Source organism: Paraconexibacter sp. (genome assembly GCF_059438195.1).
Map to the genome: position 1 here is coordinate 85,059 of NZ_JBLKKY010000001.1, position 24,668 is coordinate 109,726.

24 protein-coding genes and 2 pseudogenes are annotated in these 24,668 nt (G+C 75.1%); 19 read left to right on the top strand and 7 right to left on the bottom strand.

Going from position 1 to position 24,668, the window contains the following annotated elements; translation table 11 throughout:
* The first annotated feature begins 148 nt into the window (after positions 1-148).
* The 3 genes from ACME2J_RS00410 to ACME2J_RS00420 are packed head-to-tail and all read left to right on the top strand — an operon-like array spanning position 149 to position 2,098.
* Positions 149-1,060, top strand: a complete 912-nt coding sequence (locus ACME2J_RS00410; RefSeq protein ID WP_495542877.1) for a LysR family transcriptional regulator — start codon at positions 149-151, stop codon at positions 1,058-1,060.
* Entirely contained in the window at positions 1,057-1,692 is a 636-nt protein-coding gene (locus tag ACME2J_RS00415; protein ID WP_495542878.1) for an alpha/beta hydrolase family protein, read from the top strand. Before ACME2J_RS00410 ends, ACME2J_RS00415 begins: the two co-directional genes overlap by 4 nt.
* 10 nt (positions 1,693-1,702) lie before the next feature.
* Positions 1,703-2,098 carry an RNA-binding S4 domain-containing protein gene (locus ACME2J_RS00420; RefSeq protein WP_495542879.1) on the top strand — a complete coding sequence of 132 codons (396 nt, stop codon included), beginning with the start codon at positions 1,703-1,705 and terminating at the stop codon, positions 2,096-2,098.
* 25 nt (positions 2,099-2,123) lie between these two features.
* Here the strand turns inward: ACME2J_RS00420 and ACME2J_RS00425 are convergent, their stop codons facing one another.
* Positions 2,124-3,509 (bottom strand): NAD(P)-binding protein, encoded by a 1,386-nt coding sequence (locus tag ACME2J_RS00425; RefSeq protein ID WP_495542880.1) that lies wholly within the window; start codon positions 3,507-3,509, stop codon positions 2,124-2,126.
* Positions 3,510-3,772: 263 nt separating this feature from the next.
* Here ACME2J_RS00425 and ACME2J_RS00430 point away from each other — a divergent pair, with 263 nt between their 5' ends.
* From ACME2J_RS00430 to ACME2J_RS00440, 3 genes are read left to right on the top strand one after another with little or no spacing between them, the layout of a single operon-like run.
* On the top strand, positions 3,773-4,990 hold the full coding sequence (locus ACME2J_RS00430) for a circularly permuted type 2 ATP-grasp protein (protein WP_495542881.1): 1,218 nt from the start codon (positions 3,773-3,775) through the stop codon (positions 4,988-4,990).
* Entirely contained in the window at positions 4,987-5,760 is a 774-nt protein-coding gene (locus ACME2J_RS00435; protein ID WP_495542882.1) for a gamma-glutamyl-gamma-aminobutyrate hydrolase family protein, read from the top strand. The genes ACME2J_RS00430 and ACME2J_RS00435 overlap by 4 nt, the downstream gene beginning before the upstream one ends.
* Positions 5,757-6,947 (top strand): carboxylate-amine ligase, encoded by a 1,191-nt coding sequence (locus tag ACME2J_RS00440; RefSeq protein WP_495542883.1) that lies wholly within the window; start codon positions 5,757-5,759, stop codon positions 6,945-6,947. The genes ACME2J_RS00435 and ACME2J_RS00440 overlap by 4 nt, the downstream gene beginning before the upstream one ends.
* 21 nt (positions 6,948-6,968) lie before the next feature.
* On the opposite strand, the gene ACME2J_RS00445 is transcribed toward ACME2J_RS00440, so the two are convergent.
* A complete protein-coding gene (locus tag ACME2J_RS00445; protein WP_495542884.1) occupies positions 6,969-7,556 on the bottom strand; it encodes a TetR/AcrR family transcriptional regulator in 588 nt (195 codons plus the stop codon).
* Positions 7,557-7,668: 112 nt separating this feature from the next.
* On the opposite strand from ACME2J_RS00445, the gene ACME2J_RS00450 reads away from it, so the two are divergent.
* On the top strand, positions 7,669-8,904 hold the full coding sequence (locus ACME2J_RS00450; RefSeq protein WP_495542885.1) for a cytochrome P450: 1,236 nt from the start codon (positions 7,669-7,671) through the stop codon (positions 8,902-8,904).
* Between the two features lie 28 nt (positions 8,905-8,932).
* On the opposite strand, the gene ACME2J_RS00455 is transcribed toward ACME2J_RS00450, so the two are convergent.
* From ACME2J_RS00455 to ACME2J_RS00465, 3 genes and pseudogenes are all read right to left on the bottom strand, one after another.
* Complete coding sequence (locus ACME2J_RS00455; protein ID WP_495542886.1) at positions 8,933-10,171, bottom strand: CoA transferase; 1,239 nt, start codon at positions 10,169-10,171, stop codon at positions 8,933-8,935.
* Positions 10,168-11,133 (bottom strand): annotated as a pseudogene (locus ACME2J_RS00460) (hotdog family protein); the annotation flags it as partial. The pseudogene ACME2J_RS00460 and the gene ACME2J_RS00455, both read right to left, overlap by 4 nt.
* Positions 11,134-11,397: 264 nt before the next feature.
* A pseudogene (locus ACME2J_RS00465) lies at positions 11,398-12,273 on the bottom strand (HpcH/HpaI aldolase/citrate lyase family protein); the annotation flags it as partial.
* Here ACME2J_RS00465 and ACME2J_RS00470 point away from each other — a divergent pair.
* The 11 genes from ACME2J_RS00470 to ACME2J_RS00520 all read left to right on the top strand — a co-directional run bounded on the left by ACME2J_RS00470 (position 12,232) and on the right by ACME2J_RS00520 (position 21,712).
* Entirely contained in the window at positions 12,232-13,356 is a 1,125-nt protein-coding gene (locus ACME2J_RS00470) for a GAF domain-containing sensor histidine kinase (RefSeq protein WP_495542887.1), read from the top strand. The pseudogene ACME2J_RS00465 and the gene ACME2J_RS00470 overlap by 42 nt on opposite strands.
* The gene (locus ACME2J_RS00475) at positions 13,353-13,988 is read left to right on the top strand and encodes a response regulator transcription factor (protein WP_495542888.1); all 636 of its coding nucleotides are present in this window, start codon (positions 13,353-13,355) and stop codon (positions 13,986-13,988) included. The genes ACME2J_RS00470 and ACME2J_RS00475 overlap by 4 nt, the downstream gene beginning before the upstream one ends.
* Positions 13,989-14,105: 117 nt before the next feature.
* Positions 14,106-14,990, top strand: coding sequence for an ACP S-malonyltransferase (locus ACME2J_RS00480; RefSeq protein WP_495542889.1), 885 nt, complete (start codon positions 14,106-14,108; stop codon positions 14,988-14,990).
* Positions 14,980-16,041, top strand: a complete 1,062-nt coding sequence (locus ACME2J_RS00485) for a beta-ketoacyl-ACP synthase 3 (protein ID WP_495542890.1) — start codon at positions 14,980-14,982, stop codon at positions 16,039-16,041. Before ACME2J_RS00480 ends, ACME2J_RS00485 begins: the two co-directional genes overlap by 11 nt.
* Complete coding sequence (locus ACME2J_RS00490; RefSeq protein WP_495542891.1) at positions 16,038-16,817, top strand: 3-oxoacyl-ACP reductase family protein; 780 nt, start codon at positions 16,038-16,040, stop codon at positions 16,815-16,817. The genes ACME2J_RS00485 and ACME2J_RS00490 overlap by 4 nt, the downstream gene beginning before the upstream one ends.
* A gap of 50 nt (positions 16,818-16,867) precedes the next feature.
* On the top strand, positions 16,868-17,119 hold the full coding sequence (locus ACME2J_RS00495; RefSeq protein WP_495542892.1) for an acyl carrier protein: 252 nt from the start codon (positions 16,868-16,870) through the stop codon (positions 17,117-17,119).
* Complete coding sequence (locus ACME2J_RS00500; RefSeq protein ID WP_495542893.1) at positions 17,116-18,315, top strand: beta-ketoacyl-[acyl-carrier-protein] synthase family protein; 1,200 nt, start codon at positions 17,116-17,118, stop codon at positions 18,313-18,315. The genes ACME2J_RS00495 and ACME2J_RS00500 overlap by 4 nt, the downstream gene beginning before the upstream one ends.
* Positions 18,312-19,796, top strand: a complete 1,485-nt coding sequence (locus ACME2J_RS00505) for an acyl-CoA carboxylase subunit beta (protein WP_495542894.1) — start codon at positions 18,312-18,314, stop codon at positions 19,794-19,796. The genes ACME2J_RS00500 and ACME2J_RS00505 overlap by 4 nt, the downstream gene beginning before the upstream one ends.
* 10 nt (positions 19,797-19,806) lie before the next feature.
* Positions 19,807-20,325 (top strand): MaoC family dehydratase, encoded by a 519-nt coding sequence (locus tag ACME2J_RS00510; protein ID WP_495542895.1) that lies wholly within the window; start codon positions 19,807-19,809, stop codon positions 20,323-20,325.
* The gene (gene fabI, locus ACME2J_RS00515; protein WP_495542896.1) at positions 20,322-21,104 is read left to right on the top strand and encodes an enoyl-ACP reductase FabI; all 783 of its coding nucleotides are present in this window, start codon (positions 20,322-20,324) and stop codon (positions 21,102-21,104) included. The genes ACME2J_RS00510 and fabI overlap by 4 nt, the downstream gene beginning before the upstream one ends.
* Positions 21,105-21,250: 146 nt before the next feature.
* The gene (locus ACME2J_RS00520; protein WP_495542897.1) at positions 21,251-21,712 is read left to right on the top strand and encodes a DUF3237 domain-containing protein; all 462 of its coding nucleotides are present in this window, start codon (positions 21,251-21,253) and stop codon (positions 21,710-21,712) included.
* On the opposite strand, the gene ACME2J_RS00525 is transcribed toward ACME2J_RS00520, so the two are convergent.
* The gene (locus tag ACME2J_RS00525; protein WP_495542898.1) at positions 21,690-22,784 is read right to left on the bottom strand and encodes a glycosyltransferase family 2 protein; all 1,095 of its coding nucleotides are present in this window, start codon (positions 22,782-22,784) and stop codon (positions 21,690-21,692) included. The genes ACME2J_RS00520 and ACME2J_RS00525 overlap by 23 nt on opposite strands.
* Positions 22,785-22,798: 14 nt before the next feature.
* Here ACME2J_RS00525 and ACME2J_RS00530 point away from each other — a divergent pair, with 14 nt between their 5' ends.
* Positions 22,799-23,323: a cupin domain-containing protein gene (locus ACME2J_RS00530; RefSeq protein ID WP_495542899.1), complete on the top strand. Its 525-nt coding sequence runs from the start codon at positions 22,799-22,801 to the stop codon at positions 23,321-23,323.
* Positions 23,324-23,334: 11 nt separating this feature from the next.
* On the opposite strand, the gene ACME2J_RS00535 is transcribed toward ACME2J_RS00530, so the two are convergent.
* Positions 23,335-24,582 carry an RsbRD N-terminal domain-containing protein gene (locus tag ACME2J_RS00535; protein WP_495542900.1) on the bottom strand — a complete coding sequence of 416 codons (1,248 nt, stop codon included), beginning with the start codon at positions 24,580-24,582 and terminating at the stop codon, positions 23,335-23,337.
* Between the last annotated feature and the right edge of the window lie 86 nt (positions 24,583-24,668).

Genomic DNA, 24,668 nt, shown 5'->3' on the forward strand with positions numbered 1-24,668 from the left:
TGCGTTCTCGTCCTACTCTCTACGAGCAACCTTCTTTCAGCGGCCGCCCTCATATCCCGGCGTCCGCCCGGTTGCAACCTCTCCTCCCTCGTCGTACGTCAGGGCCGTCCATCCGGGCGGCCCTTCGACGTTGCGGGGTGGTGACGCCGTGATCGACCCCGCCCCGTCCCGCATCGAGCTGCGCCATCTGCGCTCCTACGTCGCCGTCGCCGAGGAGCGCCACTTCCGTCGCGCCGCCGAGCGGCTCCACATCTCGCAGCCCCCGCTGAGCGCGCAGATCAAGACGCTCGAGGAGGCGCTCGGCGTCCGGCTCCTCGAGCGGGACCGGCGCAACGTCGTCGTCACCGCCGCGGGCGAGGCCTTCCTCGCGGGCGCGCGGCGCGTGCTCGAGCAGGTCGACCTCGCCGCCGACGCCGCCCGGCGCGCGGAGCGCGGCGAGATCGGGCGCCTCACCGTCGGCTTCGTCGGCTCGTCCCTCTACGGTCGCCTGCCGGAGCTCCTGCGCGCCTTCCGCACCACCCATCCCGACGTCGGGCTCGGGCTGCGCGAGCTGAGCACCGCCGCGCAGATCGAGGCGCTCGAGGCAGGAGCGATCGACGTCGGGTTCCTGCGCCCGCCGGTCGTCCCGGACGGGATCACGATCCTCCCGCTCCTCGAGGAGGACCTCGTCGCGCTCCTGCCGGAGGACCACGCGCTCGTCGACGCCGGCTTCGTGAGCCTCGGCTCCCTGCGCGACGAGCCCTTCGTCCTCCTCTCGCACGCCGCGGCCCCTGGCCTGCACGACGCGATCGTCGAGGGGATGAAGCAGGTGAGCGCGACGCCCCTCATCGTCCAGGAGGCCGAGGAGATGCAGACGGTCGTCGGTCTCGTCGCGGCCGGTCTCGGGGTGTCGGTCGTCCCGGAGTCCGTGCGCGCGCTCGACCGCCACGACGTCGTCTACCGGGACCTGTCCGGACCCGCGCCGCGCGTCGAGCTCGCGCTCGCCCACCGCGAGGGCGACGACTCGCCGACCCTCGCGGCCTTCCTCTCCGTCGTCCGCGACCTCGTCGCCGCGTCGTGACGGTGGAGGAGATCGAGACCCCGCAGGGCCTCGCGCGCGCGCACGTCGACGCGGTGCCCGGTGCGCGGGCGGCGGTCGTCCTCGGCCACGGCGCGGGCGGCTCGGTCCAGGCGCCGGACCTCCAGGCGGTCCGTGAGGCGCTCGTCGCCGACGGCGTCGCGGTCGCGCTCGTCGAGCAGCCCTACCGGGTCGCCGGGCGCCGGTCCGCCCCGCCGGCGGCGAGGCTCGACGAGGCGTGGGTCGCGGTCGTCGAGGCCCTCCGCGCCGGCCCGCTCGCCGGCCTCGCGCTCATCACCGGCGGACGCTCCTCCGGAGCGCGGGTCGCGTGTCGCACCGCGGCGCAGACCGGTGCGCTCGGGGTCCTCTGCCTCGCGTTCCCGCTGCAGCCGCCGGCGCGGCGCTCGGGGACGGTCCCGCCGTCTCGCGCCCCCGAGCTCGATGCCGTCCCGGTGCCGGTCCTCGTCGTCCAGGGCGCCCGGGACCGCTTCGGGATGCCGGCCTCCGCGCCCGGTGGTCCGCGGGGCGCGCCGGCCCGCACGGTCGTCGAGGTGCGCGGCGACCACGCCCTGCGGTCCGACCGAGCGGCCGTCGTCGCCGCCGTCCGCGAGTGGCTGGCGGCCGTGCTGGCGTAGCCTCGGGGTCATGCACGATCCGCTCGCGCCCGTGCGCGTCGACAAGTGGCTCTGGGCGGCGCGCCTCGTGAAGACGAGGGCGATCGGCGCGGAGGCCGCGCGCGGCGGTCACGTCGAGATCAACGGGACGAACGTCAAGCCGGGCCGGGAGGTGCGGCCCGGAGACGTCGTCGAGCTGACGGCCGGCCCGCAGCGGATCGAGGTCGTCGTCCGCGCGACCGCGGTGCGGCGCGGCCCGGCGAAGGAGGCCGAGCTCCTCTACGACGAGACCGAGCGCAGCCGCGAGGAGCGCGCGCGCCGGCGCGAGGAGCGCCGCCTGCAGGCGCCGCCGCCGGGCGCCGACCGGCCCGGCGGTCGCCCCACGAAGCGCGACCGCCGACGCCTCGACCGCGCGCGTCGCGGCTGACGGCCCTGCGCGGCGGGCCGGCCGGTCAGTCGCCCGTGCGGGCGACGACGTCGTGCATCTCGGGGATCCGCACGATCTTCACGCGCGGGCGGCCGTGCGGCTCGCCGGCGGTCGTCTCGTGGAGGTCGATCGACCGCCACCCCGACCACGTGACGACGGTCGAGACCTTCTCGCGGACCCAGGACTCGATCTCGTCGCCCGACATGGGGACCGCCGGCTCGTTGAGGGAGTCCGCCTCGACGTCCTCGACGACGCGGGCGACCGTGTCGTTCGCGTCCTTCTTGTTCGTCCCGATGACGCCGGACGGCCCGCGCTTGATCCAGCCGACCGCGTATTCGCCGGGGACGGGCGCGCCGTCGTCGCCGATGACGCGACCGCCCTCGTTGCGGATGAGTCCGCGATCCTCGTCGAAGGGGATCTCCGGGAGCGGCACGCCGCGGTAGCCGATCGACCGCAGCACGAGGCCGCAGGAGATCTCCTCCTCCTCGCCGGTCGGCACGGCGCTGAGGCGCCCGCCCCCGCGGTCCTCGATGCGGTTGACCGCGACGCGGACGCCCTCGACCTCCTCGTCGCCGAGGATCTGGACCGGCGAGCGCAGGAACTTGAGGATGATCCGGTGCGACTTGCCCGTCGGCTCGCGCTGCGCGTACTCGCGGAGGATCTCGACGTTCTTGCGCGCGGTGATGTCCGCGTCGTCGGAGGCGAGCCACGCCTCGCTGGCGGGGTCGAGCTCGAGGTCGGCCGGGTCCACGATGACGTCGGCGCGCTTGAGCTCCCCGAGCTCGAGGAGCTCCGGGTTCGTGAACGCCGCCTGGGCGGGGCCGCGCCGGCCGAGGAGGACGACCTCCTTCACGTTCGCGTCGGCGAAGGCATCGATCGCGTGGTCGGCGGTGTCCGTCGGGCGCAGCTCGTCCTCGTCGAGCATGAGCATCCGCGCGACGTCGATCGCGACGTTCCCGTTGCCGATGACGACGGCGCGCTCGCAGGAGAGATCGAACTCGCGCTCGGCGTGATGCGGGTGGGCGTTGTACCAGGCGACGAACTCGGTGGCGGGGTGCGAGCCGGGCAGGTCCTCGCCCTCGATCCCGAGCCGGTTGTCGGTGTTCGTGCCGACCGCGTACACGACGGCGTGGTAGCGCTCGAGGAGCTCGGTGCGCGTGATGTCCGCGCCGAGCTCGACGCCGCCGAAGAAGCGGAACGCGTCGTGGGAGGCCATCTTCTCGAACGCCCGCGTCACCGTCTTGATCTTCGGATGGTCCGGGGCGACGCCGGCGCGGACGAGGCCGAACGGGGTCGGGAGGATGTCGTACAGGTCGACCTCGAAGCCCTGCTTGAGCAGGAAGCCGACGGTGTAGAAGCCGGAGGGACCGGCTCCGACGACGGCGGCACGGCGAGTGGTGGTCGCGGACACGAATGCTCCTGTACGAGGGACGTCGGCACGGGCCGGCGGCGGGGGCCCCGCCAGTCCCCACACCGTACGCGAGATCGCCGCCGCGGCGTTCGCCCATGAGGGGGAATCGACCCACCGTGTCGGGGGAGCGCCGGCGCGCCGACGGGGAGGATTCGCCGCGGCGATCACCGGGCAGAGGAAGCGGTATCCCAGCGCTCCACGTCGACACCTCGCGCCTGCCCGCCCTCGCCGAGGCGATCTCCGCCCACCTCCGCGAGGAGGGCGTGACCTTCGGCGGCGGCGACGACGAGTTCGTCATCGACCCGCTCCCGCGGATCGTCGACGCGGACGAGTGGGAGCCTCTCGCCGCCGGGCTCGCCCAGCGCGTGCGCGCTCTCGACGCGTTCGTCGCCGACGCGCACCGCGACCGCCGGTGCGTGCGGGACGGCGTCCTTCCGGCCCGCGTCCTCGACACGGCCGACAACTCCGACCGAGCGGCCGGCGAGCTCGGCCCCCGCCGCGACGGCGTGCCCTGGATCGGCGTCGCCGGGCTCGACGTCGTCCGCGACGACGGCGGAGCGTTCCAGGTCCTCGAGGACAACTGCCGGGCGCCGAGCGGCCTCGCCTACGCGCTCGTCGCCCGCGACGCGCTGCGCCGCGCGCACGGGGCCGAGGCGCTCGAGAGGGTCCGCGGGCTCGACGCGGCTCCCGCCATGCTGGCGCGCGCGCTCGCGGCGGTCCGCCCCGACCCGGAGGGGGAGGCGCGGGCGGTCGTCCTCACCGACGGGCCGCACAACGCCGCCCACGACGAGCACCGCCGGCTCGCCGCCGCGCTCGGCGCCGATCTCCTCACGCCCCAGGACGTCGAGATCCGGGAGGACCGGCTCGTCGACGCGGGTGGGAGGACCGTCGACGTCGTCTACCGCCGCACGGACGACGACCTCTCCGACACGCCCGTCGGCCGGCTGCTCGCACCCGCGCTCCGCGCCGGGACGCTCGGCATGGTGAACGCCTTCGGCACCGGCATCGCCGACGACAAGCTCGTGCACGCCTACGTCGAGGACCTCGTCCGCTACTACACCGGCGAGGAGCCCGTCCTGCGCTCGGTCCGCAGCTACGACCTCGAGGTGGACGACACCCGCGAGGAGGCGCTCGACCGCCTCGGCGAGCTCGTCGTCAAGCCGCGCGGGGGGCAGGGAGGGGTCGGCGTCCGCATCGGCCCGGAGCTCGACGCCGCCGAGGTCGACGACCTGCGGCGGGAGATCGAGTCCTCACCCGAGCGCTACGTCGCCCAGGAGCTCGTGCACCTCTCGCAGGAGCCGACGGTCGTCGACGGCGAGGTCCGCCCGCGCCACGTCGACCTCCGGCCGTTCGTCCTCGTCGGATCCGGCGGCCCCGAGGTCGTCCCGGGCGGGCTCACGCGCGTCGCCTTGAAGGAGGGCTCGATGATGGTCAACTCGTCCCAGGACGGCGGAGCCAAGGACACGTGGGTGCTGGCATGACGATCGCTCCGATCATCGGCCTGCCGACCTCCGAGCTGCGCCGGTCGCGGGACGAGGTCCCCGACCCGAAGGCCTCGGCGCCGCCCTATCCGGAGGTCGCGCTCGCGATCCCGTACCTGCGCTCCGTCGAGGAGGCGGGCGGCATCCCGGTCATCCTGCCGCCGGCGGACCCGGCGTGCGCCGAGACGGTCGTCGGGCGCCTCGACGGGCTGTGCCTGCCAGGCGGCCCCGACGTCGACCCGGCGTCCTACGACGCCGAGCCCCACCCGCAGCTCGGCGAGACCTCGCCGGAGGCCGACCGCTGGGAGATCGCGCTCGTGCGCGCGGCGCTCGCCGCGCAGCTCCCGACCTTCGCGATCTGCCGCGGCATGCAGATCCTCAACGTCGCGCTCGGAGGCACGCTGCGCCAGCACCTCCCCGACGACGCGGCCGCGGTGGAGCACCGGCAGGACCATCCGGGGACCGAGGTCGCCCATCTGGTCGAGGTCGTCGACGGCACGCTCGCCGCCGCTCTCCTCGGCGGCACCGACTGCCAGGTCAACACGTTCCACCATCAGGCGGTCGACCGGCTCGGCAAGGGCCTCGTCGTCACGGCGTGGGCGGACGACGGCGTCGTCGAGGCCGTGGAGACGATCGACGACGCGCCCGTGCTCGGCGTCCAGTGGCACGCCGAGACGCTCACCCACTCGCCCGCGCACGCCCGGATGTTCGCGTGGCTCGTCGACGGCGCGGCGGACCGCGCGACGGTCCGCGCGACGGTGTTCACATGAGCAGGGAGGTCCCGGAGTGGGCGCGCTGGCCCGAGGACGCGCCCGAGCGCGCCTGGTGCGTCGGGATCGAGGAGGAGGTGATGCTCGTCGATGCGCGGGGCATGCTCGCCCCGCGGGCGGACGAGCTCCTCGCCAGGCTCCCGGAGTCCCTGCGCGAGAACGCATCGACGGAGACGAACGCCGCGTCGATCGAGCTGCAGACCTCGCCGCACGACTCGGTCGCCGGGGCGGCGGGCGAGCTCGCGCAGCACCGGTCCCGCCTCCTCGACGCGCTGGGCGGCGACGACGTCCGCATCGCGGCCGCGGGCACCCACCCGCTCGCGACGCCGTGGGACGCCGAGGTGAGCGACGACGCGCGCTACGCCGAGATCCACGAGGCGATGCGCGAGCTCGCGCGTCGCGAGCCGACGTTCGCTCTGCACGTCCACGTCGGGATGCCGGACCCCCACACGGCGATCAGGGTCGCCGACGGCCTCCGGGCGCAGGTCCCGCTCCTCCTCGCGCTCTCGGCGAGCTCGCCCTTCTGGCAGGGACGCGACTCGGGGCTCGCGTCCGCGCGCACGCCGATCTTCGGGGCCTTCCCACGCGTCGGCCTCCCGCGCCACTTCGGCGAGTACGCGACGTACGTGTCGGTCGTCGAGTCGCTGCTCGGCTGCGACGCGTTTCCCGACCCGTCCTTCCTCTGGTGGGACGTGCGGCTGCAGCCGCGCTACGGCACCGTCGAGGTCCGCGTCATGGACGCCCAGTCGCGCGTCGAGGACGTCGCGACGCTCACGGCGCTCGTCGCCTCGCTCGCCCATCACGAGGCGACCGCGACGCTGCGCTCGCGCGCCCCCGACGTCGTCGAGGTCCTCGAGGAGAACCGGTTCCTCGCGCTCCGCGACGGCGTGGAGGCCTCGCTCCTGGAGCCCGAGAACGCCTGTCAGAGGCCGGTCTCCGACGTGCTCGACGAGACGCTCGCCGACCTCGCGCCCCATGCGGACGCGCTCGGCTGCCGCGCCGAGCTCGGCCGCGTTCCCGCTCTCGCGGCGCAGACGGGCGCGACCCGGCAGCGTGCGGTCGCCGCGGAGGCCCGCCGCGAGGACTGTGACGGCCTCGACGAGCTCCTCGCGGTCGTCGACGCCCTCGTCGCGGACTTCGCCCCCGACGCCCTGAGCGCGGACGCGCCGGCCGCACGCGCGGCCTGAGCAGCGGTCAGACCCGGGAGGTCATCGCGGCATGCCGGCCGCGATGCCGTCGAGGACGGCGGCGAGGCCTTCCTCGAACTCCTCCTGCGGATCGAGCGTCGGACCCGGCAGCTCGAGCCGGCCGACGGCGATGGAGAGCACCGTGCCGATGACGAAGTTGAGGAGGGTGCGGGTCGCGATCAGCGCCTGGCGCTCGTCGAGGCCCGCGGCGACGAGGCGCTCGATGAGGCCGCCGACGGCGTGCGCGATGCGTGGGGTCTGCGTCGTGCCCGGGCGGGCGATGAGAGGCGCGAACACCTTCGGGTGGACGTGGCCGATCCGGTACACCGCGCGGGTCACCTCGGCGGCGTACGCGCGCCAGTCGTCGGTCTGCGGAGGCTCGATGTTCTCCGCGATGAGCTCGCTGAGCCCGTCGATGAGGTCGTCGCGGTCGCGCACGTGCCGGTAGAGCGACATCGGCCCCGTGCCGAGCTCGTCGGCGAGACGCCGCATCGTGAGGGCGTCGAAGCCATCGCGATCGACGAGCACGAGGGCGGATCGGATGATGCGGTCGCGGCTGAGCGGCCGCCGCGCCGCCGCGCCGACCGCCGCGCCCGAGGGGTCGGCCATCCGTGCATCCTACCGTCCGCCTTGACAGCGGGTACAGCGTACGCAAAGCTCTGCGTACGCTGTACCCGTCGGCCGGTGCACAGCGACGAGGACGACCCACGAGGAGGACCGCATGAGCACCATCGCCGAACGCCCCGTCGACACCATCGACCTGGGAGATCTCGCGCTCTGGGAGGACGGGCCGCCGCACGAGGTGTTCGAGCGGCTGCGCCGGGAGGCGCCCGTCCACTGGAGCCCGATGGCGACGTGGGAGGGCGAGCCGGGCTTCTGGTCCATCACGCGCGCCGAGGACATCCACGCCGTCAGCCGTGACTGGGAGACGTTCTCCTCGGAGCGAGGCGGCATCCTCGCGGCCGACCACAGCGTCCCCGTCGAGGCGCAGAACGCCATCTTCATCGGCCAGGACCCGCCCCGCCACGATCGCATCAAGGCGCTGTTCCAGCGCGGCTTCACGCCGAAGCGGATCGCCGCCCACGAGGAGGAGATCCGGGCGATCACCTGCAGGGTCCTCGACCGCGTCGCCGGCCAGGGGACGATCGACCTCGTCGCCGACGTCGCACAGCCGATCGTCGGCCGCGTCATCGGCACGTTCCTCGGCACGCCCGAGGAGGAGGACCTGATCTGGGCGGAGATCGCGAACCGCGCCCTCGCCATGGGGGACGAGGTGCTGCAGCCCGACGGCGCGGAGACCGTGGACGAGGTCCTCGCCGAGGTCGTGCAGCGCGTCCTGGTGAAGGCGGCGGAGCGGCGCGAGAACCCCACCGACGACCTCACGAGCGTCCTCGTCCACGCGGAGGTCGACGGCGAGAAGCTCGAGGACCACGAGATCGCGTTCGGCTTCGCCCTGCTCGTCGCGGCCGGCAACGACAGCACGAAGGCGACGTACTCCAACGGCATGTGGGCGCTGCTGCGCGATCCGGAGCAGCGGCGCAAGCTCGTCGACGACCCTTCGCGCATCCCCGCCGCCGTCGAGGAGTTCCTGCGGATGTTCCCCGCCTTCGCGCACTTCCGTCGCACCGCGACGCGAGACGTCGAGCTGCACGGCCGGACGATCCGCGAGGGCGACAAGGTCGTCCTCTGGTATCCGTCGTCCAACCGCGACGAGAGCGTCTACGAGTGCCCGCACCGGCTCGACGTCGAGCGCAACCCCGAGCACCAGGCCTTCGGCGCCGGCGGCCGGCACTTCTGCCTCGGCACCGCCCTCGCACGCCTCGAGCTGAAGATCCTCTTCGAGGAGACGCTCGCGCGCTTCCCCGACATGGAGCTCGCCGGGGAGGTCGACGTCGTGCAGTCGCTGTTCCTCAACCAGCCGCGCGCGCTCCCCGTCCGCCTGCGGCCCGCCGCCTGACGGGGCGCGCCGCTGCCCGGGCCCGCCGTCAGGCCGCGGCCGGCTCGGAGCAGCGGATGACGCCGGCGTCGTGGAGGCGGCCGATCTCCGCGCCGCTGAGCCCGAGGCGCTCGCCGAGGATCTCCTCGGTGTGCTCGCCGAGCTGCGGTGCGCGGCGGACCGGGACGCGCGGGACGGCGCTGAAGTCCAGCGGCGAGGAAGGCGCGAGGTACCGGCCGACCCCCGGATGGTCGACCTCGGACCACATCGGGTTGTCGAGCGAGCACCGGGGGTCCTCCTCGACGAGCTGCGTGAACGTCTGGTACGGCCCCCACGAGACGCTCGTCCCCGAGAACGCCTCGCGAATCTGCTCGAGGGTGCGGGAGGCGAACCACGGGCGGAAGACCGCCGCGAGGAGGTCCCGCGCCTCGTAGCGGCCCGCCTCGGTGTCGAGGTCGACGCCCGTCGCCGTCTCGACGGCGGCGACGCGCTCGTGGAGCTGCGTCGCGTCGAGGAGGGCGCGCCACTGCCGGGCGGTGAGCGCGACGACCATGACCCGGCGGCCCTCCTGCGTCTCGAAGTCGTGGCCGAAGGCGCCGTAGAGGTAGTTGCCGTCCTTGCGCTGATCGGTCGCGCCGAGCTGCGCCTCGGCGACGCGGCCGAGGTGGCCGACGACCGCGAACGCGACGTCGGAGAGCGCGAGGCGGACGACCTGGCCCTCGCCCGTGCGCGACCGGTGGCGGTCGGCGGCGAGCATGCCGGTCGCGGCGAGCCCGCCCATGACGAGGTCCCACGCGGGGAGGACGCTGTTGAGGGGCTCGGCGAGGTTGCGCGGACCGGTCGCCCACGGGAAGCCCGTCGCCGGGTTCACGGTGTAGTCGACCTCGCTCGACCCGTCCGGGTTGCCGGTGAGGGCGACCATGACGAGATCCTCGCGCGCCTCGCGGAGCGCGTCGTAGGAGAGCCAGCCGCGCGCCGGGAAGTTCGTGAGGAAGTTGCCCGCCCGCGCGACGAGCGCCGTGACGAGCTCGCGGCCGCGGTCGTCCCGGAGGTCGATCGCGACCGACCGCTTGCCCTTGTTCAGGCCCGCCCAGAACAGGCTCTGCCCGTCGGCGGCCAGCGGCCAGCGCTGGTGGTCGAGCCCGCCCTCGGGCGCGTCGAAGCGGATGACGTCCGCGCCGAGCTGCGCGAGCGTCATGCCGCCGAGCGGGGCGGCGACGAAGGCGGAGCCCTCGATGACCTCGAGGCCGGCGAGGATCCCGGGGGAGGACGGGGCGGATCCGGTCATGGGACGAGGGCGACGAGGCGCCAGTCGAGGACGGGTCGGGTGCCGGCGACGGGGTCGTCGACCGCGCAGCGGACGCGGAGCCCGATGCGATGGCCGTCGGCGTCCTCGACCTCGACGGTCGTCGCGAGCCGATCGCCCTCGAACGTCGGGCCGAGGTGATCGCAGGAGCGCCAGGCGAGGATCGTCGCGAGCGAGGGGACGACGCGCGTGACGTGCGCGGCCGCGATGCCGATGACGTGCCCGCCGTAGACGAGCCGGCGGCCGCCCGTGCCCCGGGCGGCGTCGGTGTGCGTGAGGGCGACGTTCAGCGTGAGCCGGGCGAGCTCGGGGGCGGCCGTCACGGTCTCGCGGGCCTCGAGCGCGATGCGCGTCCCGGGGGCGAGATCCTCCGCGTACGGGCCCGGGAGGAGGTCGCGCAGCGGCGCGAGGTCCCACTGCGGCGTCACCGCGTCGAGCGCCTCGGCGGGGAGGTCGGCGGGAATCGAGGAGAGGTCGTCGCCGGTCTCGTCCGGGCGCTCCTCGCGGGCGGGGAGGAGCGGGCAGCGGTGGTAGTCGAGCACCGGCGCGCCGTGCTCGTCGGTCGTGCGCACCCGGAGGACGACGAGGCCCCGGGGGCCGGCCTTGCTCGCCTTCGCGCGGCGCTTCGCGACGACCGTCGTCTCCGTCCGCAGCGTCGTCCCGACGGGGACGGGACGCGCGGCGAGGCCGCGGTAGAAGAGGTTGCCGAGCACGCGGGCGCTCGGCGCGGTCGACTGGCCGATCGCGACGTCGCAGACGACCATGGGGTGCGCGAGCGGCGCGTCGGCGCCCGTGACCGCGCGGGCGAGCGGCGCGTCGAGCGCGAGGGCGAGCCGGTCGCCGCAGATCGCCCGGTGCAGCGCGGCGAGCCCGGGGTCGAGCGTGACGCCGGGGGCGGTGAAGACGTCGCCGACGGAGAGGTCCTCGTAGCGCGGGCCCGCCTCGAGCGGCGTGGACGCGTCATCGGGTGCACCGTCGCCGGCCGGGAGGTCCTCGGCCCGCTCGGCGTCGGCCTCCGCCGCGGCGATGACCCGCAGGGCCCCTGGCCGGTGCGCCTCGTCGACCATGCCTCCGCCGACCCGGACGGCGGCGTCGCCTCGGCCCGCGGCGGCGTCGAGCGCCTCGACGACCTCGCGGGCGTGGGCGACCTCCTCCTCGGTCGCCGAGAACGCGCGCATGACGCTCGGCACCTGCTCGGGGTGGATCGCCCACTTGCCGTCGAAGCCGAGGCCCCGCGCGTGCGCGGCGGCGCGGGCGAGCCCGGAGAGGTCCCCGAGCCGGACGTGGGGGCCGTCGATCGCCTGGAGGCCGTGCTCGCGGGCGGCGTGGAGGACCGCCTCCTGGACGGCGAGCCACGCGGTCGGGTCGTCCTGCGCGCCGCGGCGGCCGAGCTCGGTGCCGAGGTCGACGTAGCCGATGATGAGGGCGGAGAGGCGACCGCCGCAGGCCGCGATCGCGCGGGCGTTCGCGATCGCCTCCGGCGTCTCGAGGAGCGCCTGGACCCCGATGCCCGAGGGCGCCCCGGCGTTCTCGAGCGCCCGCTCGACGGCGTCGACGTCCGCGGGCGAGGCGACCTTCGGCACGACGACGCTCAGCCGCGCGCCCGAACGGAGGCGGGCGACCGCCTGGACGTCGTCGGCGAACCACGGCGTGTCGGTCGCGTTGACGCGCACGGCGACCGCGCGACCGTCCCACCCCGGGTCGCCGAGGCTCTCGGCGACGACCGACCGCGCTTCGTCCTTGGCCCCGGCGGCGACCGCGTCCTCGAGGTCGAGCACGACCTCGTCGGCGCCGGTCGCCCGCGCCTTCGCGTGGAGCTCGAGACGGTGCCCCGGGACGGCGAGACAGGCGCGGCGGGCGACGAGCGAGTGACTGCCCTGTGCTGACGGCGTGGTCGCGTGCGTGCTCACCTCTCCCAATCTAGTGAGGCCGATCCCCCGTCGGTCCGGGATGCCTGGCACGAACCCGCCGGTCGGGGGAACGTCCAGACGTCCAGCGCCTCGGGACGCGCACTCACCGCCGCGGTCCGCGATGATGGGTTCGTGAACCGCGGCTCCACGCCTCCGACCGTCGACGCGCTCCATCACATGGTCGCGCTGCTCGGCGACGCTGAGCAGGCGAGCCCGGGAGCGCCGTTCTACGACCGCCTCGCGGAGGCCGCGTGCCGGCTCGCCGGGATGAAGCGCGCGCTCATCTTCCTCTTCGACGACCACGAGCGCCGCGTGCGCGCGGTCGGCTCGCACCAGATCGACCCGGCCGCCTTCGAGGACCGCCGGGTCACCGTCCGCACGGCGTCGATCGCCGAGAGGGCGCTGCGCGAGGACCGCGTCGTCGAGACCGGCGACCACGTCGAGCGCGACATCCCGGCGGAGTTCGCCGAGGCGTTCGGCGTGGGCCACCTCGCGTGCGTCCCGATGTCGGCGGGCGGTCGCTGGTTCGGCGTGCTCTTCGTCGACCGCGAGCAGCCCGGGCCGCTGGAGGACCCCGAGAGCGAGGCGCTCTGGACCCTCGGCAAGCTCGCCGCGCTCGCCGCCGCCGCGCGGGTCGCGACGCGCGAGCAGGAGAGGGCGCGCGTCCTCGGCGAGCGGATCGACCTCGCGCGGGAGGTCCACGACCACGCGATCCAGCGCCTCTTCGGCGTCTCGCTCGCGCTCGCAGGAGAGGGGACGCTGCCCGACGAGGATCGCGCGCGGTGCGCCGAGGAGCTCGAGCTCGCCCTCGCCGAGCTGCGCGACGCGGTCCAGCGCCCCCTCGCGCGCGTCGGCCGCGAGGACGCGCCGGGGTTCGAGGACGAGCTCGGCCGGGTCGCCGGCGCCTCGTGGGGTCCGAACGTCGTCATCGACCGCGAGGGAGATGTCCCCGCCGCGCTCGACGGGATCGCGGCGAGCGTCCTGCGGGAGGCCGTCCGCAACGCGCGCAAGCACGCGAATCCCGAGACCCTGTGGGTGCGCGCCGGCGTCGACGGGGACACCTTCCGGCTCGAGGTCGTCAACGACGGCGTGCCGCCCGGGGGGGACGCCGCGCTGCGTCGCGGAACGGGCCTCGGGCTGCGCCTCGCGGCCTTCGAGGCGCTCAGCGCCGGCGGTCTCCTCGAGTTCGGTCCGGGCGACGAGGGAACATGGCACGTCCGTCTCGCGGCGCCGCTGCCCGACGGCGAGGACACATGACCGAGACCCAGACCTCTCCCGAGCACGACGTCGAGGGACCGCGCCTGCGGATCCTCATCGTCGACGACCACGACGTCGTCCACTGGGGGCTCAAGCTCATGCTCAGCCGCCAGCCGTGGGTGAAGGCCTGCCTGCATGCCCGCGGCGGCGCCGACGCCGTCGAGGTCGCGCGCCGGCGGACGCCCCACGTCGCGCTCGTCGACCTCTTCGTCGCCGACGAGTCGGGCCCGGAGATCTGCAGCAAGATCCTCGAGGTCTCGCCGGGCACGCGCGTCGCCTTCATCTCCGGCGCCGGGCGCATCTCGGCGGCCGCCGCCCGCGCGGCCGGGGCTCGCGGCTTCATCCCGAAGGACTGGCCGGCGGAGCGCGTCGCACGCGCGGTCCGGCTCCTCGGCGCCGGCCGCGTCGTCTTCCCGGAGGCGCCCGACCCGACGCCGACGACGCTCACGCCCCGTGAGCGCGACGTCCTCGAGCTCATCGCGACGGGCGCGACGAACCCCGAGATCGGCACGCGCCTCGGCCTCTCCGCGCACACGGTCAAGGAGTACGCGAGCGCCGTCTACCGCAAGCTCGAGGTGCGCAACCGCGCCGAGGCCGTGCAAAAGGCGCAGCGGCTCGGGCTCGTCGAGTAGGCCGCCGCTCTCTCCCCTCCGATCGTCGGGACCTCCGAGGCGACGCCCCCCGGCGGAGGGGACACGACCGGTCGCCCCCCTTCACACAGCCCCCGCGCGTCAGCGACGGTGGCGGTCGTGCAGCTCCCCGACGCCACCACCGTCCTGCTCGTCCCCGGGCAGGGCTCCCAGACCGACGGGATGGGTGACGAGGCGCGCCGCCTCGCCCCCCACCTCGTCGAGACCACGATCGCCGCCGTCGGCGAGGACCCGTTCCCGCGGGTCGGCGAGAGCACCGCGTTCGCCCAGCCGGCGATCCTCTGCTCCGCGCTCGCCCGCGCCCGCTCGCTCGCTGACGCCGAGACCGGCCGCCCGGTCGTCGCCCTCGGTCACTCGCTCGGCGAGCTCGGAGCGCTCGTCCTCACCGGCGCGCTCGACGCCCACGACGCCCTGCGCCTCGCCGCCGAGCGCGGCCGCCTCATGGCGAAGGCGGGCGAGTCCGACCGCGTCACCGGGATGCTCGCCGTCCTCAAGGGGTCGCTCGAGGACGCCCAGGCGCTCGCCGACGAGCACGGCCTCACCCTCGCGAACGACAACGCGCCCGGCCAGGTCGTCCTCGCCGGCGAGGACGACGCGCTCACCGCGGCGCGCAAGGCCGCGCGCCCGAAGGGGCTCCGCGCGATCCGCCTCGACGTCGCCGGCGCCTTCCACTCCCCGGTGATGGCCCCCGCGCAGGAGGCCTTCGCCGCCGCGCTCGCCGACACGGCCTTCACCGCGCCCGCCGAGGGCGCGATCGCCTTCTCGCCGACGACGCTCGCACCGGTCGACGACCCCGCCGACGTCCTCGCCCGCGCCCTCACCTCGCCGGTCCGCTTCCGCGAGGCGGTCCTCGCGCTCGACGCCGCCGGCGCAGCGCGCTGGCTCGAGACCGGCCCGGGGGACGTGCTCGCCGGCTGCGTGCGGCGGATCCTCGACGAGCCCGACGTCGCCGTCCACGATCCGGAGGGCGCCCGTGTCGCTTGACGCCGTCGAGCCGACCGCCGCGCCGGACGGCGCCGCCGCCCCGGGCGCGCCGCGCCTGCCGTTCGTCGCGACGATCGGCGCCGCCGTCTCCGCGCTGCCCGAGACGGTGAGGACGACCGAGGAGGTCGCCGCGCGCCTCGACGTCGAGGCGGACTGGCTCGTGAGCCGCACCGGCGTGCGCTCCCGCCGCGTCCTCGCGGAGGGGGAGACGATGCTCGACCTCTGCGAGCAGGCGAGCAGCGAGTCGCTCGGCCTCGCGGGGCTCTCCGCCGCCGACGTCGACCTCGTCCTCGTCACGACGATCACCGCCGACCAGCGGTGTCCCGCGCTCGCGCCCCTCCTCGCCGAGCGCCTCGGCGCGACGCGCGCCGCGGCGATCGACGTCGGCGCCGCCTGCACCGGGTACCTCAGCGGCCTCTCGCTCGCTGCGGCGCAGATCGAGACGGGACGGGCGCGCACCGTCCTCCTCGTGGGCTCCGACGCGATCTGGACGCGCTTCGTCGACCAGGACGACCGGCCGACCGCCGGCCTCTTCGGCGACGGCGCCGCGGCGACGGTCCTGCGCGCGACCCCGGCCCCGCTCCGCGAGGACGGCAGCCCCGCCCGGCCGGGGGCGGACGCGGGCGTCGGCCCCGTCCTCCTCGCCGCCGACGGCGCGGGCGCTCCGCACATCTACGCGGGTCTGGAGACGCCGCTCCACATGGACGGCCACGAGACGTTCAAGACGGCGATCACGCGGATCAGCGAGATGTCGCTCGACGCGTGCGCCGCGGCGGGCGTCTCGCTCGACGAGATCGACCTCCTCGTCCCGCACCAGGCGAACGCGCGCATCACCGCCGCGGTCGGCCGCCGGCTCGGCATCGATCCCGAGCGCGTCGTCGACTGCATCGCCCACATCGGCAACACGTCGGGCGCGTCGATCCCGATCGCCCTCGCCGAGGCGGCCCGCGACGGCCGCCTCCGCGACGGCTCCCTCGTCCTCCTCTCCGCCTTCGGCGCGGGGTTCACCTACGGCGGCGCGGTCCTGCGCTGGGGGCTCCACGACTCATGAGCACGACGACCGAGCACACGACCACCCTCGCCGGCGGGGTCCCCGAGGCGACGCTCGCCCCGGCCCTCGTCACCGGCGGCTCACGCGGCATCGGCGCCGCGATCGCCCGCGCTCTCGCCGCGGCCGGCCACCCGGTCGCGATCGGGTCCCGCAGCGGCGGCGCGCACGCAGACGCCGTCGTCGACGAGATCGTCTCGGCGGGCGGGCGCGCCGTCTCGATCGCCGCCGACATCACCGACCCCGACGCCGACGAGCGCCTCCTCGAGGGCGCCGCCGAGGGCCTCGGGGACAAGGTGGGCGTCCTCGTCAACAACGCCGGCGTCCGCGTCGACGGGCTCACCGCCCAGCTCGACGACGAGGGGTGGGCGACGACGCTCGACACGAACCTCACCGCCGCCTTCCGCCTCACGCGTCGCGCCCTCGGGCCGATGCTGCGCGCCCGCAGCGGCCGCGTCGTGAACATCGCCTCGATCGCGGGCCTCAAGGCGAACCCGGGGCAGCCCGCGTACGCCGCCGCGAAGGCCGGTCTCATGGCCTTCACGTCGACCGCGGCCGTCGAGGTCGCGCGCCGCGGCGTGACGATCAACGCCGTCGCGCCGGGCTTCATCGCGACCGACATGACCGCCGACCTCCCCGACGACCTCGCGACGCACATCCCGGCCCGCCGGCTCGGGACGCCGGACGAGGTCGCCGCCTGCGTCGCCTTCCTCGTCTCGCCGGGCGCCGCCTACGTCACCGGCACCACCCTCGTCGTCGACGGCGGCCTCTCCGCCTGATCACGACCTCCACCCACGTCCACCGACCCACCACCACCGAGGAGAACCGCATGTCGTCCACCACCGTCACCCCCGAGGCCGTCGAGAAGGTCGTCCTCGAGTCGCTCCAGAACTTCGGCGTCGAGGAGGACCAGCTCAGCCCCGACGCGTCCTTCACCGATCTCGACATCGACTCGCTCGACCTCGCCGAGATGGCCCAGGTCCTCGACGACGAGTTCGGCGTCGAGCTCCGCGGCGACGACGTGAAGGGCATCGAGAACGTCCGGGACCTCGTCCAGCGCGTCGTCGCGAAGGCGGGATGACCGACCGCATCGTCATCACGGGGCTCGGCGCCGTCACCCCGCTCGGGGTCGGCGTCGCCGCCCTCCACAGCGGCTGGGTCGACGGCCGCAGCGGGATCGTCGACGGGTACGGCGACTGCCGGGACTTCGACGTCAAGGCGATCCTCTCGGTGAAGGAGGCCCGTCGCGCCGACCGCTGCACGCAGATCGCCCTCGCGGCCTCCGACGAGGCGGTCGACCAGGCCGGCTTCGCCGACGACCTGCCCTACGAGGCCGAGCGCGTCGCGTGCGTCATCGGGACCGGCGTCGGCGGGATCGGCACGATCGAGCACGGCCAGGACACGCTGCGCGAGAAGGGCGCGAACCGCGTCCCGCCGCTCTCGGTGCCGATGATGATGCCGAACGCCCCCGCAGGCCAGGTCGCGATGCGCCACGGCCTGCGCGGCGAGTCGTTCGGCGTCGTGAGCGCCTGCGCCGCCGGCAGCCACGCGATCGGCACCGCGCTGCGGATGCTGCGCTCCGGGGCGGCGGACGCCGTCGTCACCGGCGGCGCCGAGTCCGCGATGACGCCGCTCACGAAGGCCGCCTTCGGCGCGCTCGAGGCGACCTCGCCGACGGGCGTGTCGCGGCCGTTCGACGCGCGCCGCGACGGGTTCGTCCTCGGCGAGGGCGCGGGAGTGCTCGTGCTCGAGCGCGAGGAGTCCGCGAAGGCCCGCGGCGCGACGATCCTCGGCGAGATCGCGGGCTACGGGGCCTCCTCCGACGCCCACCACATCACCGCGCCCCACCCCGAGGGCGAGGGGGCGGCTCGCGCGATCACCGCCGCCCTGCGCGACGCGGCGATCTCCGCGGTCGACGTCGACTACGTCAACGCCCACGGCACCTCGACGCCGCTCAACGACCGCGCCGAGACGGTGGCGATCGAGGCGGCGCTCGGCGAGCGCGCGGCGGACCTCCCCGTCTCGTCGCTCAAGTCGGCGATCGGCCACCTCCTCGGAGCCGCCGGCGCCGTCGAGGCGGTCGCGACCGCGATGGCGCTGAAGGAGCGCGTCGTGCCTCCGACCGTCGGCTGGGAGGTGCGTGACGAGGGCATGGACCTCGACTACGTGCCCGAGAGCCGTCCGCTCGAGCCCAGGAACGGGTCACCTGTCGCCTTGTCGAACTCGTTCGGCTTCGGCGGCCACAACGCAGTCGTCTGCCTGAGAGGACCCGCATGACACCACCGCCCCCCGCGACCGCGACCGCACCGGCGCCCCCGAGCGTCGAGGTCCGCGAGCCCATCGCCCCCGCCACACCGCGGGAGCGCCTGGAGTCGCTCTGCGACCCGGGGACGCTGCGCGTCCTGCGCAGCGAGGTGCGCTCGACCGCGACCGACCGCGCCGGCGACGGCGACGGCGTCGCCATCGGAGCGGGGGACGTCGACGGGCGTCCGGTCCTCTGCTACGCGGAGGACCCCAAGGCGCTCGGCGGCTCGCTCGGGGCCGCCCACGCCCAGAGCATCTGCCGCGTGCTCGACCTCGCCGACCGCGCGCGCGTCCCGGTCATCGGCCTCGTGTCGAGCGCGGGGGCGCGCCTGCAGGAGGGTCTCGCGGCGCTCGCCGGCTACGGCGAGATCTTCCACCGGATCGTGAAGCTCTCCGGCGTCGTGCCGCAGATCAGCGTCGTCTGCGGACCGTCCGCGGGCGGCGGCGCGTACTCGCCGGCGCTGACGGACATCGTCGTCATGACGCGCGAGAGCGCGATGTTCCTCACCGGCCCCGGCGTCGTCCGCGAGGTGACGGGCGAGGACGTCGACGCCCAGGAGCTCGGCGGACCGCGCGTCCAGTCGCGCAACGGCGTCTGCCATCTCGTCGGAGAGGACGAGGCCGAGGCGCTGCGGCTCGCACGCCGGGCGCTCTCCTACCTCCCGTCCTGCCAGGGCGGCCAGCTCCCGCGCCGGCCCTACGCCTGGGATCCGACCGACCCGTCGCGGCACGTCCCCACGAACCCGCGCAAGGTGTACGACGTGCGCGACGTCGTGCGCGACATCGTGGACACGGGCTCGACGCTCGAGCTCGCGCCGATGTGGGCCCGCAACATCGTCACCTCGTTCGCGCGCATCGAAGGCCAGTCGGTCGGCGTGCTCGCGAACCAGCCGCGCTGGATGGGCGGGGTCATCGACGACCAGGCGGCGCAGAAGGCCGCGCGCTTCGTCCGGACGTGCCACCTGTTCGGGGTCCCGCTGCTCGTGCTCGTCGACACGCCGGGCTTCCTCCCCGGCACCGGGCAGGAGCGCAGCGGCGTCATCCGCCACGGCGCGAAGCTCGTGCACGCGTTCGCCGAGGCGAGCGTCCCGAAGGTGACGGTCGTGCTGCGCAAGAGCTACGGCGGAGCGCACATCGCGATGAACTCCTCCGCGCTCGGCGCGGACATCCAGTTCGCGTGGCCCGAGGCGCAGCTCGGCGTCATGGGGGCGCCGCAGGCCGTCCAGTTCGTGCACCGCCGCGAGATCGCGGCGTCCGCCGACGCCGAGTCGCTGCGCATGGAGCTCGCCGCCGCCTACGAGGCGGAGCACCTCGGCTCGCAGGTCGCCGCCCACGGCGGCTGGGTGGACGAGCGGGTCGACCCGCGCGACACCCGCGACCGCGTCGCGTGGTCCCTGCGCCTGCTGGCCGGGAAGCCGCGCCCGACGCCGACCGCCCACAACGTCCCGCTCTGAGGAGGATCCGATGACCGAGCACCCCTGGCTCGACGACCTCGAGCCCGGCCATGCGCTCCCGGCGCGGGGCCGGACGATCACGGAGTCCGACGTCGTCGGCTTCGCGACGCTCACCGCGGACCACCACCCCCAGCACACCGACGCCGAGTGGGCGGCGGAGAGCCCGTTCGGCGAGCGCATCGCCCACGGGATGCTCGTCGCGAGCTACGCCGTGGGGCTCCTCGACCTCCCGCACGACCGCGTCGTCGCGTTGCGGCGGGTGAAGGACCTCGTCTTCAAGCGGCCCGTGCGGCTCGGCGACACGATCCGCGCCGGCGCCGAGGTGACCGAGGCGAAGCCCGTCGACGAGGCGACGGGTCTCGTCGCGGTGCGGATCAAGGTGACCGGCCCGCGCGAGCGGCTCGTCGCGCGCATGACCGTCGAGGTGCTCTGGCGGCGCGACCCGCGGATCGCCGAGGCGACCGCCCGCGAGGCGCGCGAGGCCGCGCTCGCCGCCCCGTCCTCCGACTGCGTGCCGATCCCCCTGTGAGCGGCTCGCTCGCCGGGCGCCGGTACCTCGTCACCGGCGTCCTCAACAAGGACTCCATCGCGTTCCACGTCGCCCGCCGCCTTCAGGAGGAGGGCGCCGAGGTCGTCCTCACCGGCTTCGGCCGGACGAAGCGCATGACCGAGCGCGCGGCCGGGCGGCTGCCCGAGCCGGCCGACGTCCTCGACCTCGACGTGACGAGCGCCGAGGACCTCGCGGCGATCGGCGACGAGGTGACGCGGCGCTGGGGCTCCCTCGACGGCGTCCTGCACGCGATCGCGTTCGCGCCCGGCGACGCGATCGGCGGCCACTTCCTCGACGCGCCGGTCGAGAGCACGCTCACCGCCTTCCACATCAGCGCGGTCTCCCTGCGCGACCTGGCGGTCGCGCTCCGCGAGCCGCTCGCGAAGGCGGACGGCGGCGGTGCCGTCGTCGGCCTCGACTTCGACGCGACCGTCGCGTGGCCGCACTACGACTGGATGGGCGTCGCGAAGGCGGGCCTCGAGTCGGTGACCCGCTATCTCGCCCGCGACCTCGGCCCCGAGGGCATCCGGGTGAACCTCGTCGCGGCCGGCCCGCTCGAGACGCTCGCCGCCGGCGGCATCGACGGCTTCGACAAGCTCAAGGCGACGTGGGAGACCGCGGCCCCGCTCGGCTGGGACACGCGCGACGCCGCGCCGGTCGCCGACGCCGCGCTCTTCCTCCTCTCCGACGCGAGCCGCGCGATCAGCGGCCACGTGCTGCACGTCGACGGCGGCGCCCACGCCGTCCGCACCGCCTGAGCCGCCGCACCGACATGCCGAACCGGATTCCTGCGGCGCTATAGCGCCGCAGGAATCCGGTTCGGCGGTGTGGGGCTCCGCCGGGGGCACGAATATCTCCCTGCCGGGGGTGGCGCGGCTCCCCGTCGGGCGCAGAGGGTCGGCGGATGGAACTGGTGAGGGAGTTCAACCTCCGCGGGGCCCTCGAGCCCCCGGTGAACGTCGGTGCGCGTCCCCAGGGCGGCGTCCGGCAGGTGTTCATGATCAAGAGCGGCGAGATCGAGGGGGAGCGGCTGCGGGGCACGATCACGCCCGGCGGCGGTGAGTGGGCGCTCCTCGGCGAGGACGGCTTCATCCGCGTCGACGTGCGGCTGCAGATCGTCACGCACGACGACGCGCACATCTACGCGCAGTACGTCGGGCTCCTCGAGCTCAACGAGGGGGTGCAGAACGCGCTCGCGACCGGCGGGCAGACGGAGTACGGGGATCAGTACTTCTTCACGAATCCCCGCCTCGAGACGGGCGACGACCGCTACGCCTGGGTGAACACGACGTTCTTCGTCGGCCGCGGGCGGATCCGCCCGGACCTCTCGGTCGAGTACGAGGTCATGCGCCCGGCGAGCGCCTGAGCGACGCGTTCTCCGCGCGCGCGAGCTGCTCCTCGAGCGCGCGGATGTGCGCCGCCTGCCACTCGGCGTGCTCGACGAGCCGCTGGTGCTCGGCGAGGCACGCGTCCTTGACGGCGAGGTCGCGCCGGAGGGCCGCGTGCTCGCGACGCAGCCGCTCCGTCTCGGTCTCCGGCTCGGGCCTCGTCGTCGGGCGGGGCGGCAGCGGCGGCGGGTCGGAGGCCCGGATCTCCGCCGCCCGCCGCTCCGTCGCCTGCCGCGCGCGCCCGAAGAACCCGGGGTCGCTCCCCGGCTCGGCCTGCGCGCGGAGGTCGGCCTGCCAGCGGGCGACGAACCGGGCGTGGTTGAGCTCCCCGGCGACGCGCTTGCGAAGCGACGTCGCGGTCCCGCCTCGAGCGTGGCGGACGTGCGCCGACGGCGCGCAGACGACGAGTCGGCCCACGGAGCGGACGGCCATCGCGAGGCTCACGTCGACGAACTGCGCGGGGTGCATCTCCTCGTCGAGGCCGCCGATCGCATGCCAGACGTCGCCGCGCACGACGATGCACGCGGCGGAGCAGTAGTCGACGGGCCGCACGCCGACGAGGTCGCTCGCGACGGGAGGCGCGCCATCGGGCCACGGAAGGCACGTGCGCCCGGACGAGTCGATGACGAGCCCCGCCGACTGCACGGTCGCGCCGTCCAGATCGAGGAGGAGGGGGCCCGCGACGCCGACTCGCTCGTCGTCGGCGAGCGCGTCGAGGAGCCTGCGCAGCGCGCCGCGCTCGACGACGGCGTCGTCGTGGAGGACGCAGATCGCCGCGCCGCCGGCCTCGCGGGCGCCGAGGTTCACCGCGCCCGCGAACCCGAGCGCGATCGCGCTCTCGACGACCCGCACGCCGCTGACGTCCGCGTCGAGCCGCTGCCGCACGTCCGCCTCGGCGGCGTCGAGCACGACGACCACCTCCAGCGCGACGTCGGCGGAGCGCGATGCGAGCGCCTTCAGGCACCGCACGAGCCGCTCGCCGTCGCGCGCGCACGGGACGACGACCGAGACCTCCGGGTCACCGGGTTCGGAGAACGTGACCGCGGGCATTACGATCGCCGCCGATGCTGGAAGGACATCGCGACATCCAAACCGTCGACGCGGACGGACGTCCCGTCGCCCCGCTGCCCGAGGGGGTCGTCCTCCGCGACTACGTCACCCACGCCGACGAGCGCGGCACGGTGTGCGAGCTGTGGGACGAGCGCTGGGGAGTCCACCCCGACCCGGTCGTCTTCGTCTACACGTTCACGATCCGCCCGGGGAAGGCGAAGGGCTGGGGCGTCCATCGCGAGCACGAGGACCGCTACGCGTTCCTCTCCGGAGAGTCGGAGATCGTCCTCTACGACGGCCGCGAGGGCTCGCCGACGGCCGGGCTCGAGGCGCGCCTGACCCTCACCGAGCGACACCGCCGGATGCTCGTCATCCCGCGCGGCGTGTGGCACGCCGAGCGGAACATCGGCTCGACGGACGTCCTCGTCGTCAACTTCCCCTCGATCGTCTACGACCACGAGAGCCCCGACAAGGAGCGCCTCCCGCTCGACACCGACGAGATCCCGGTCGATCTCGGCCCCGGCTGGACCGGCTGGTAGCGGCCGGGCCGTCACGCGTCGGGCAGCCCGGGGAGCGGCCCGCCCCAGCGCAGGAGCTCGAGCGCGAGGCCGACCTCGAGCCCGTGACCGGCGAGGGGGAGGGGCAGGAGCGCGTCGGCGCGGGCGATGCGCTTGAGGACCGTGTTGCGGTGCGCGTGGAGGGCGGCGGCGGCCCGGCTCGCGCTCGCGTCGTGGCGCAGGTACACGCGGACCGTCTCCCGCAGCTCGGGGTCCGCGCCGAGGAGGTCGCCGAGCGTCTCGGCGACGAACGCGCCGGCGCGCGCCTCGTCCTGGAGGGCGAGCGAGACCACCTGGACGTGGGGGTAGGCGAGGATCCGCGGCCCGTCGTCGGCGCCGGCGAGGAGCCGCTGGGCGGCGAGCGCCTCCACGTGGCTCTCGCGGAAGCCGGCGAGCCCGCGGCGGGCGCCGCCGAGCGCGACGCGGACCCCCGCCGGGACGCACTCGTGCGCCCGGGCCGCGAGCTCGGTGGCCGACGGGGCTCCGGAGATCCAGCACCACACCGCCGAGCGCCCGGCCGGCACCGAGAACGGTCGTCCGGCCCCCGCGGCGCGCGCCAGCGCGCGACCGACGTCCTCGAGCTCGCCCTGGCCCGCCTCGCCGGCCGACCACACCACCGCCGCGACGTGGTCCCGGGCGAGCTCGTGGCCGAGCCGGACGCTCGCCCGCTCCTCGGAGATCGGGGCCCCGTCGAGGATGAGGCTCACGGTCTCGCGGCGGCGGGCGAGCGCGCCGCCGAGGAGCTCGTCGCGCTCCTGCTCGATGCGCGCGGCGATCGCGGCGAGAACGCGGTCGACGTATCCGAACAGCGAGCGCGCGCCGAGGTCGAGGACGGCGACGAGCTCGTCCCCGTCGAGGCCCTCGTCCCGCGCCAGGCGCAGCCACCGGCTCCAGACGACGTTCTGGCCGGTCCGGTACGCCGTGAGCAGCTCGTCCCGCGCCATCCCGCGGCGCACGACGTCGCGGGCGAGCTCGAGCGCCTCGGGAGGGACGTCACCCCCGACCGGCGCGTCGGGCCTCGCGGCGGTCGAGCGGACCCAGCGCGTGATGTTCGCCTCCGTGCTCGCGCGCGTCTGCGCCCGGAGGACGGGGTCGGACTCGAGTCCCGGGGTCCCGGCGAGGATCGCCGCGATCGCGTCCTCGATCGTGTCCTCGAGGACCGCCGCCATGCGCTCGGCGACCGCACGAAGCGCCGCGGCGACCTCGGGCGACGGCGGTTCCCACGCGATCGTCGACGGCATGGGGCGAGCCTACGCCACCGCGTAGGCATCTGCACCCGCACCACCGCGATGACGGTGCAGACGCACCTCGTGTTCACGCGCGGGCC

What these genes read in the sequence shown, in the direction of transcription:
- ACME2J_RS00475 (WP_495542888.1), top strand. Translation starts at nt 13,353, where the DNA reads ATGACCGAGACCCAGACCTCTCCCGAGCACGACGTCGAGGGACCGCGC.
- ACME2J_RS00535 (WP_495542900.1), bottom strand. Translation starts at nt 24,582, where the DNA reads ATGCCGTCGACGATCGCGTGGGAACCGCCGTCGCCCGAGGTCGCCGCG.
- ACME2J_RS00440 (WP_495542883.1), top strand. Translation starts at nt 5,757, where the DNA reads ATGAGCAGGGAGGTCCCGGAGTGGGCGCGCTGGCCCGAGGACGCGCCC.
- ACME2J_RS00450 (WP_495542885.1), top strand. Translation starts at nt 7,669, where the DNA reads ATGAGCACCATCGCCGAACGCCCCGTCGACACCATCGACCTGGGAGAT.
- ACME2J_RS00505 (WP_495542894.1), top strand. Translation starts at nt 18,312, where the DNA reads ATGACACCACCGCCCCCCGCGACCGCGACCGCACCGGCGCCCCCGAGC.
- ACME2J_RS00490 (WP_495542891.1), top strand. Translation starts at nt 16,038, where the DNA reads ATGAGCACGACGACCGAGCACACGACCACCCTCGCCGGCGGGGTCCCC.
- ACME2J_RS00510 (WP_495542895.1), top strand. Translation starts at nt 19,807, where the DNA reads ATGACCGAGCACCCCTGGCTCGACGACCTCGAGCCCGGCCATGCGCTC.
- ACME2J_RS00530 (WP_495542899.1), top strand. Translation starts at nt 22,799, where the DNA reads ATGCTGGAAGGACATCGCGACATCCAAACCGTCGACGCGGACGGACGT.
- ACME2J_RS00525 (WP_495542898.1), bottom strand. Translation starts at nt 22,784, where the DNA reads ATGCCCGCGGTCACGTTCTCCGAACCCGGTGACCCGGAGGTCTCGGTC.
- ACME2J_RS00520 (WP_495542897.1), top strand. Translation starts at nt 21,251, where the DNA reads ATGGAACTGGTGAGGGAGTTCAACCTCCGCGGGGCCCTCGAGCCCCCG.
- ACME2J_RS00495 (WP_495542892.1), top strand. Translation starts at nt 16,868, where the DNA reads ATGTCGTCCACCACCGTCACCCCCGAGGCCGTCGAGAAGGTCGTCCTC.
- ACME2J_RS00445 (WP_495542884.1), bottom strand. Translation starts at nt 7,556, where the DNA reads ATGGCCGACCCCTCGGGCGCGGCGGTCGGCGCGGCGGCGCGGCGGCCG.
- ACME2J_RS00435 (WP_495542882.1), top strand. Translation starts at nt 4,987, where the DNA reads ATGACGATCGCTCCGATCATCGGCCTGCCGACCTCCGAGCTGCGCCGG.
- ACME2J_RS00500 (WP_495542893.1), top strand. Translation starts at nt 17,116, where the DNA reads ATGACCGACCGCATCGTCATCACGGGGCTCGGCGCCGTCACCCCGCTC.
- ACME2J_RS00420 (WP_495542879.1), top strand. Translation starts at nt 1,703, where the DNA reads ATGCACGATCCGCTCGCGCCCGTGCGCGTCGACAAGTGGCTCTGGGCG.
- ACME2J_RS00455 (WP_495542886.1), bottom strand. Translation starts at nt 10,171, where the DNA reads ATGACCGGATCCGCCCCGTCCTCCCCCGGGATCCTCGCCGGCCTCGAG.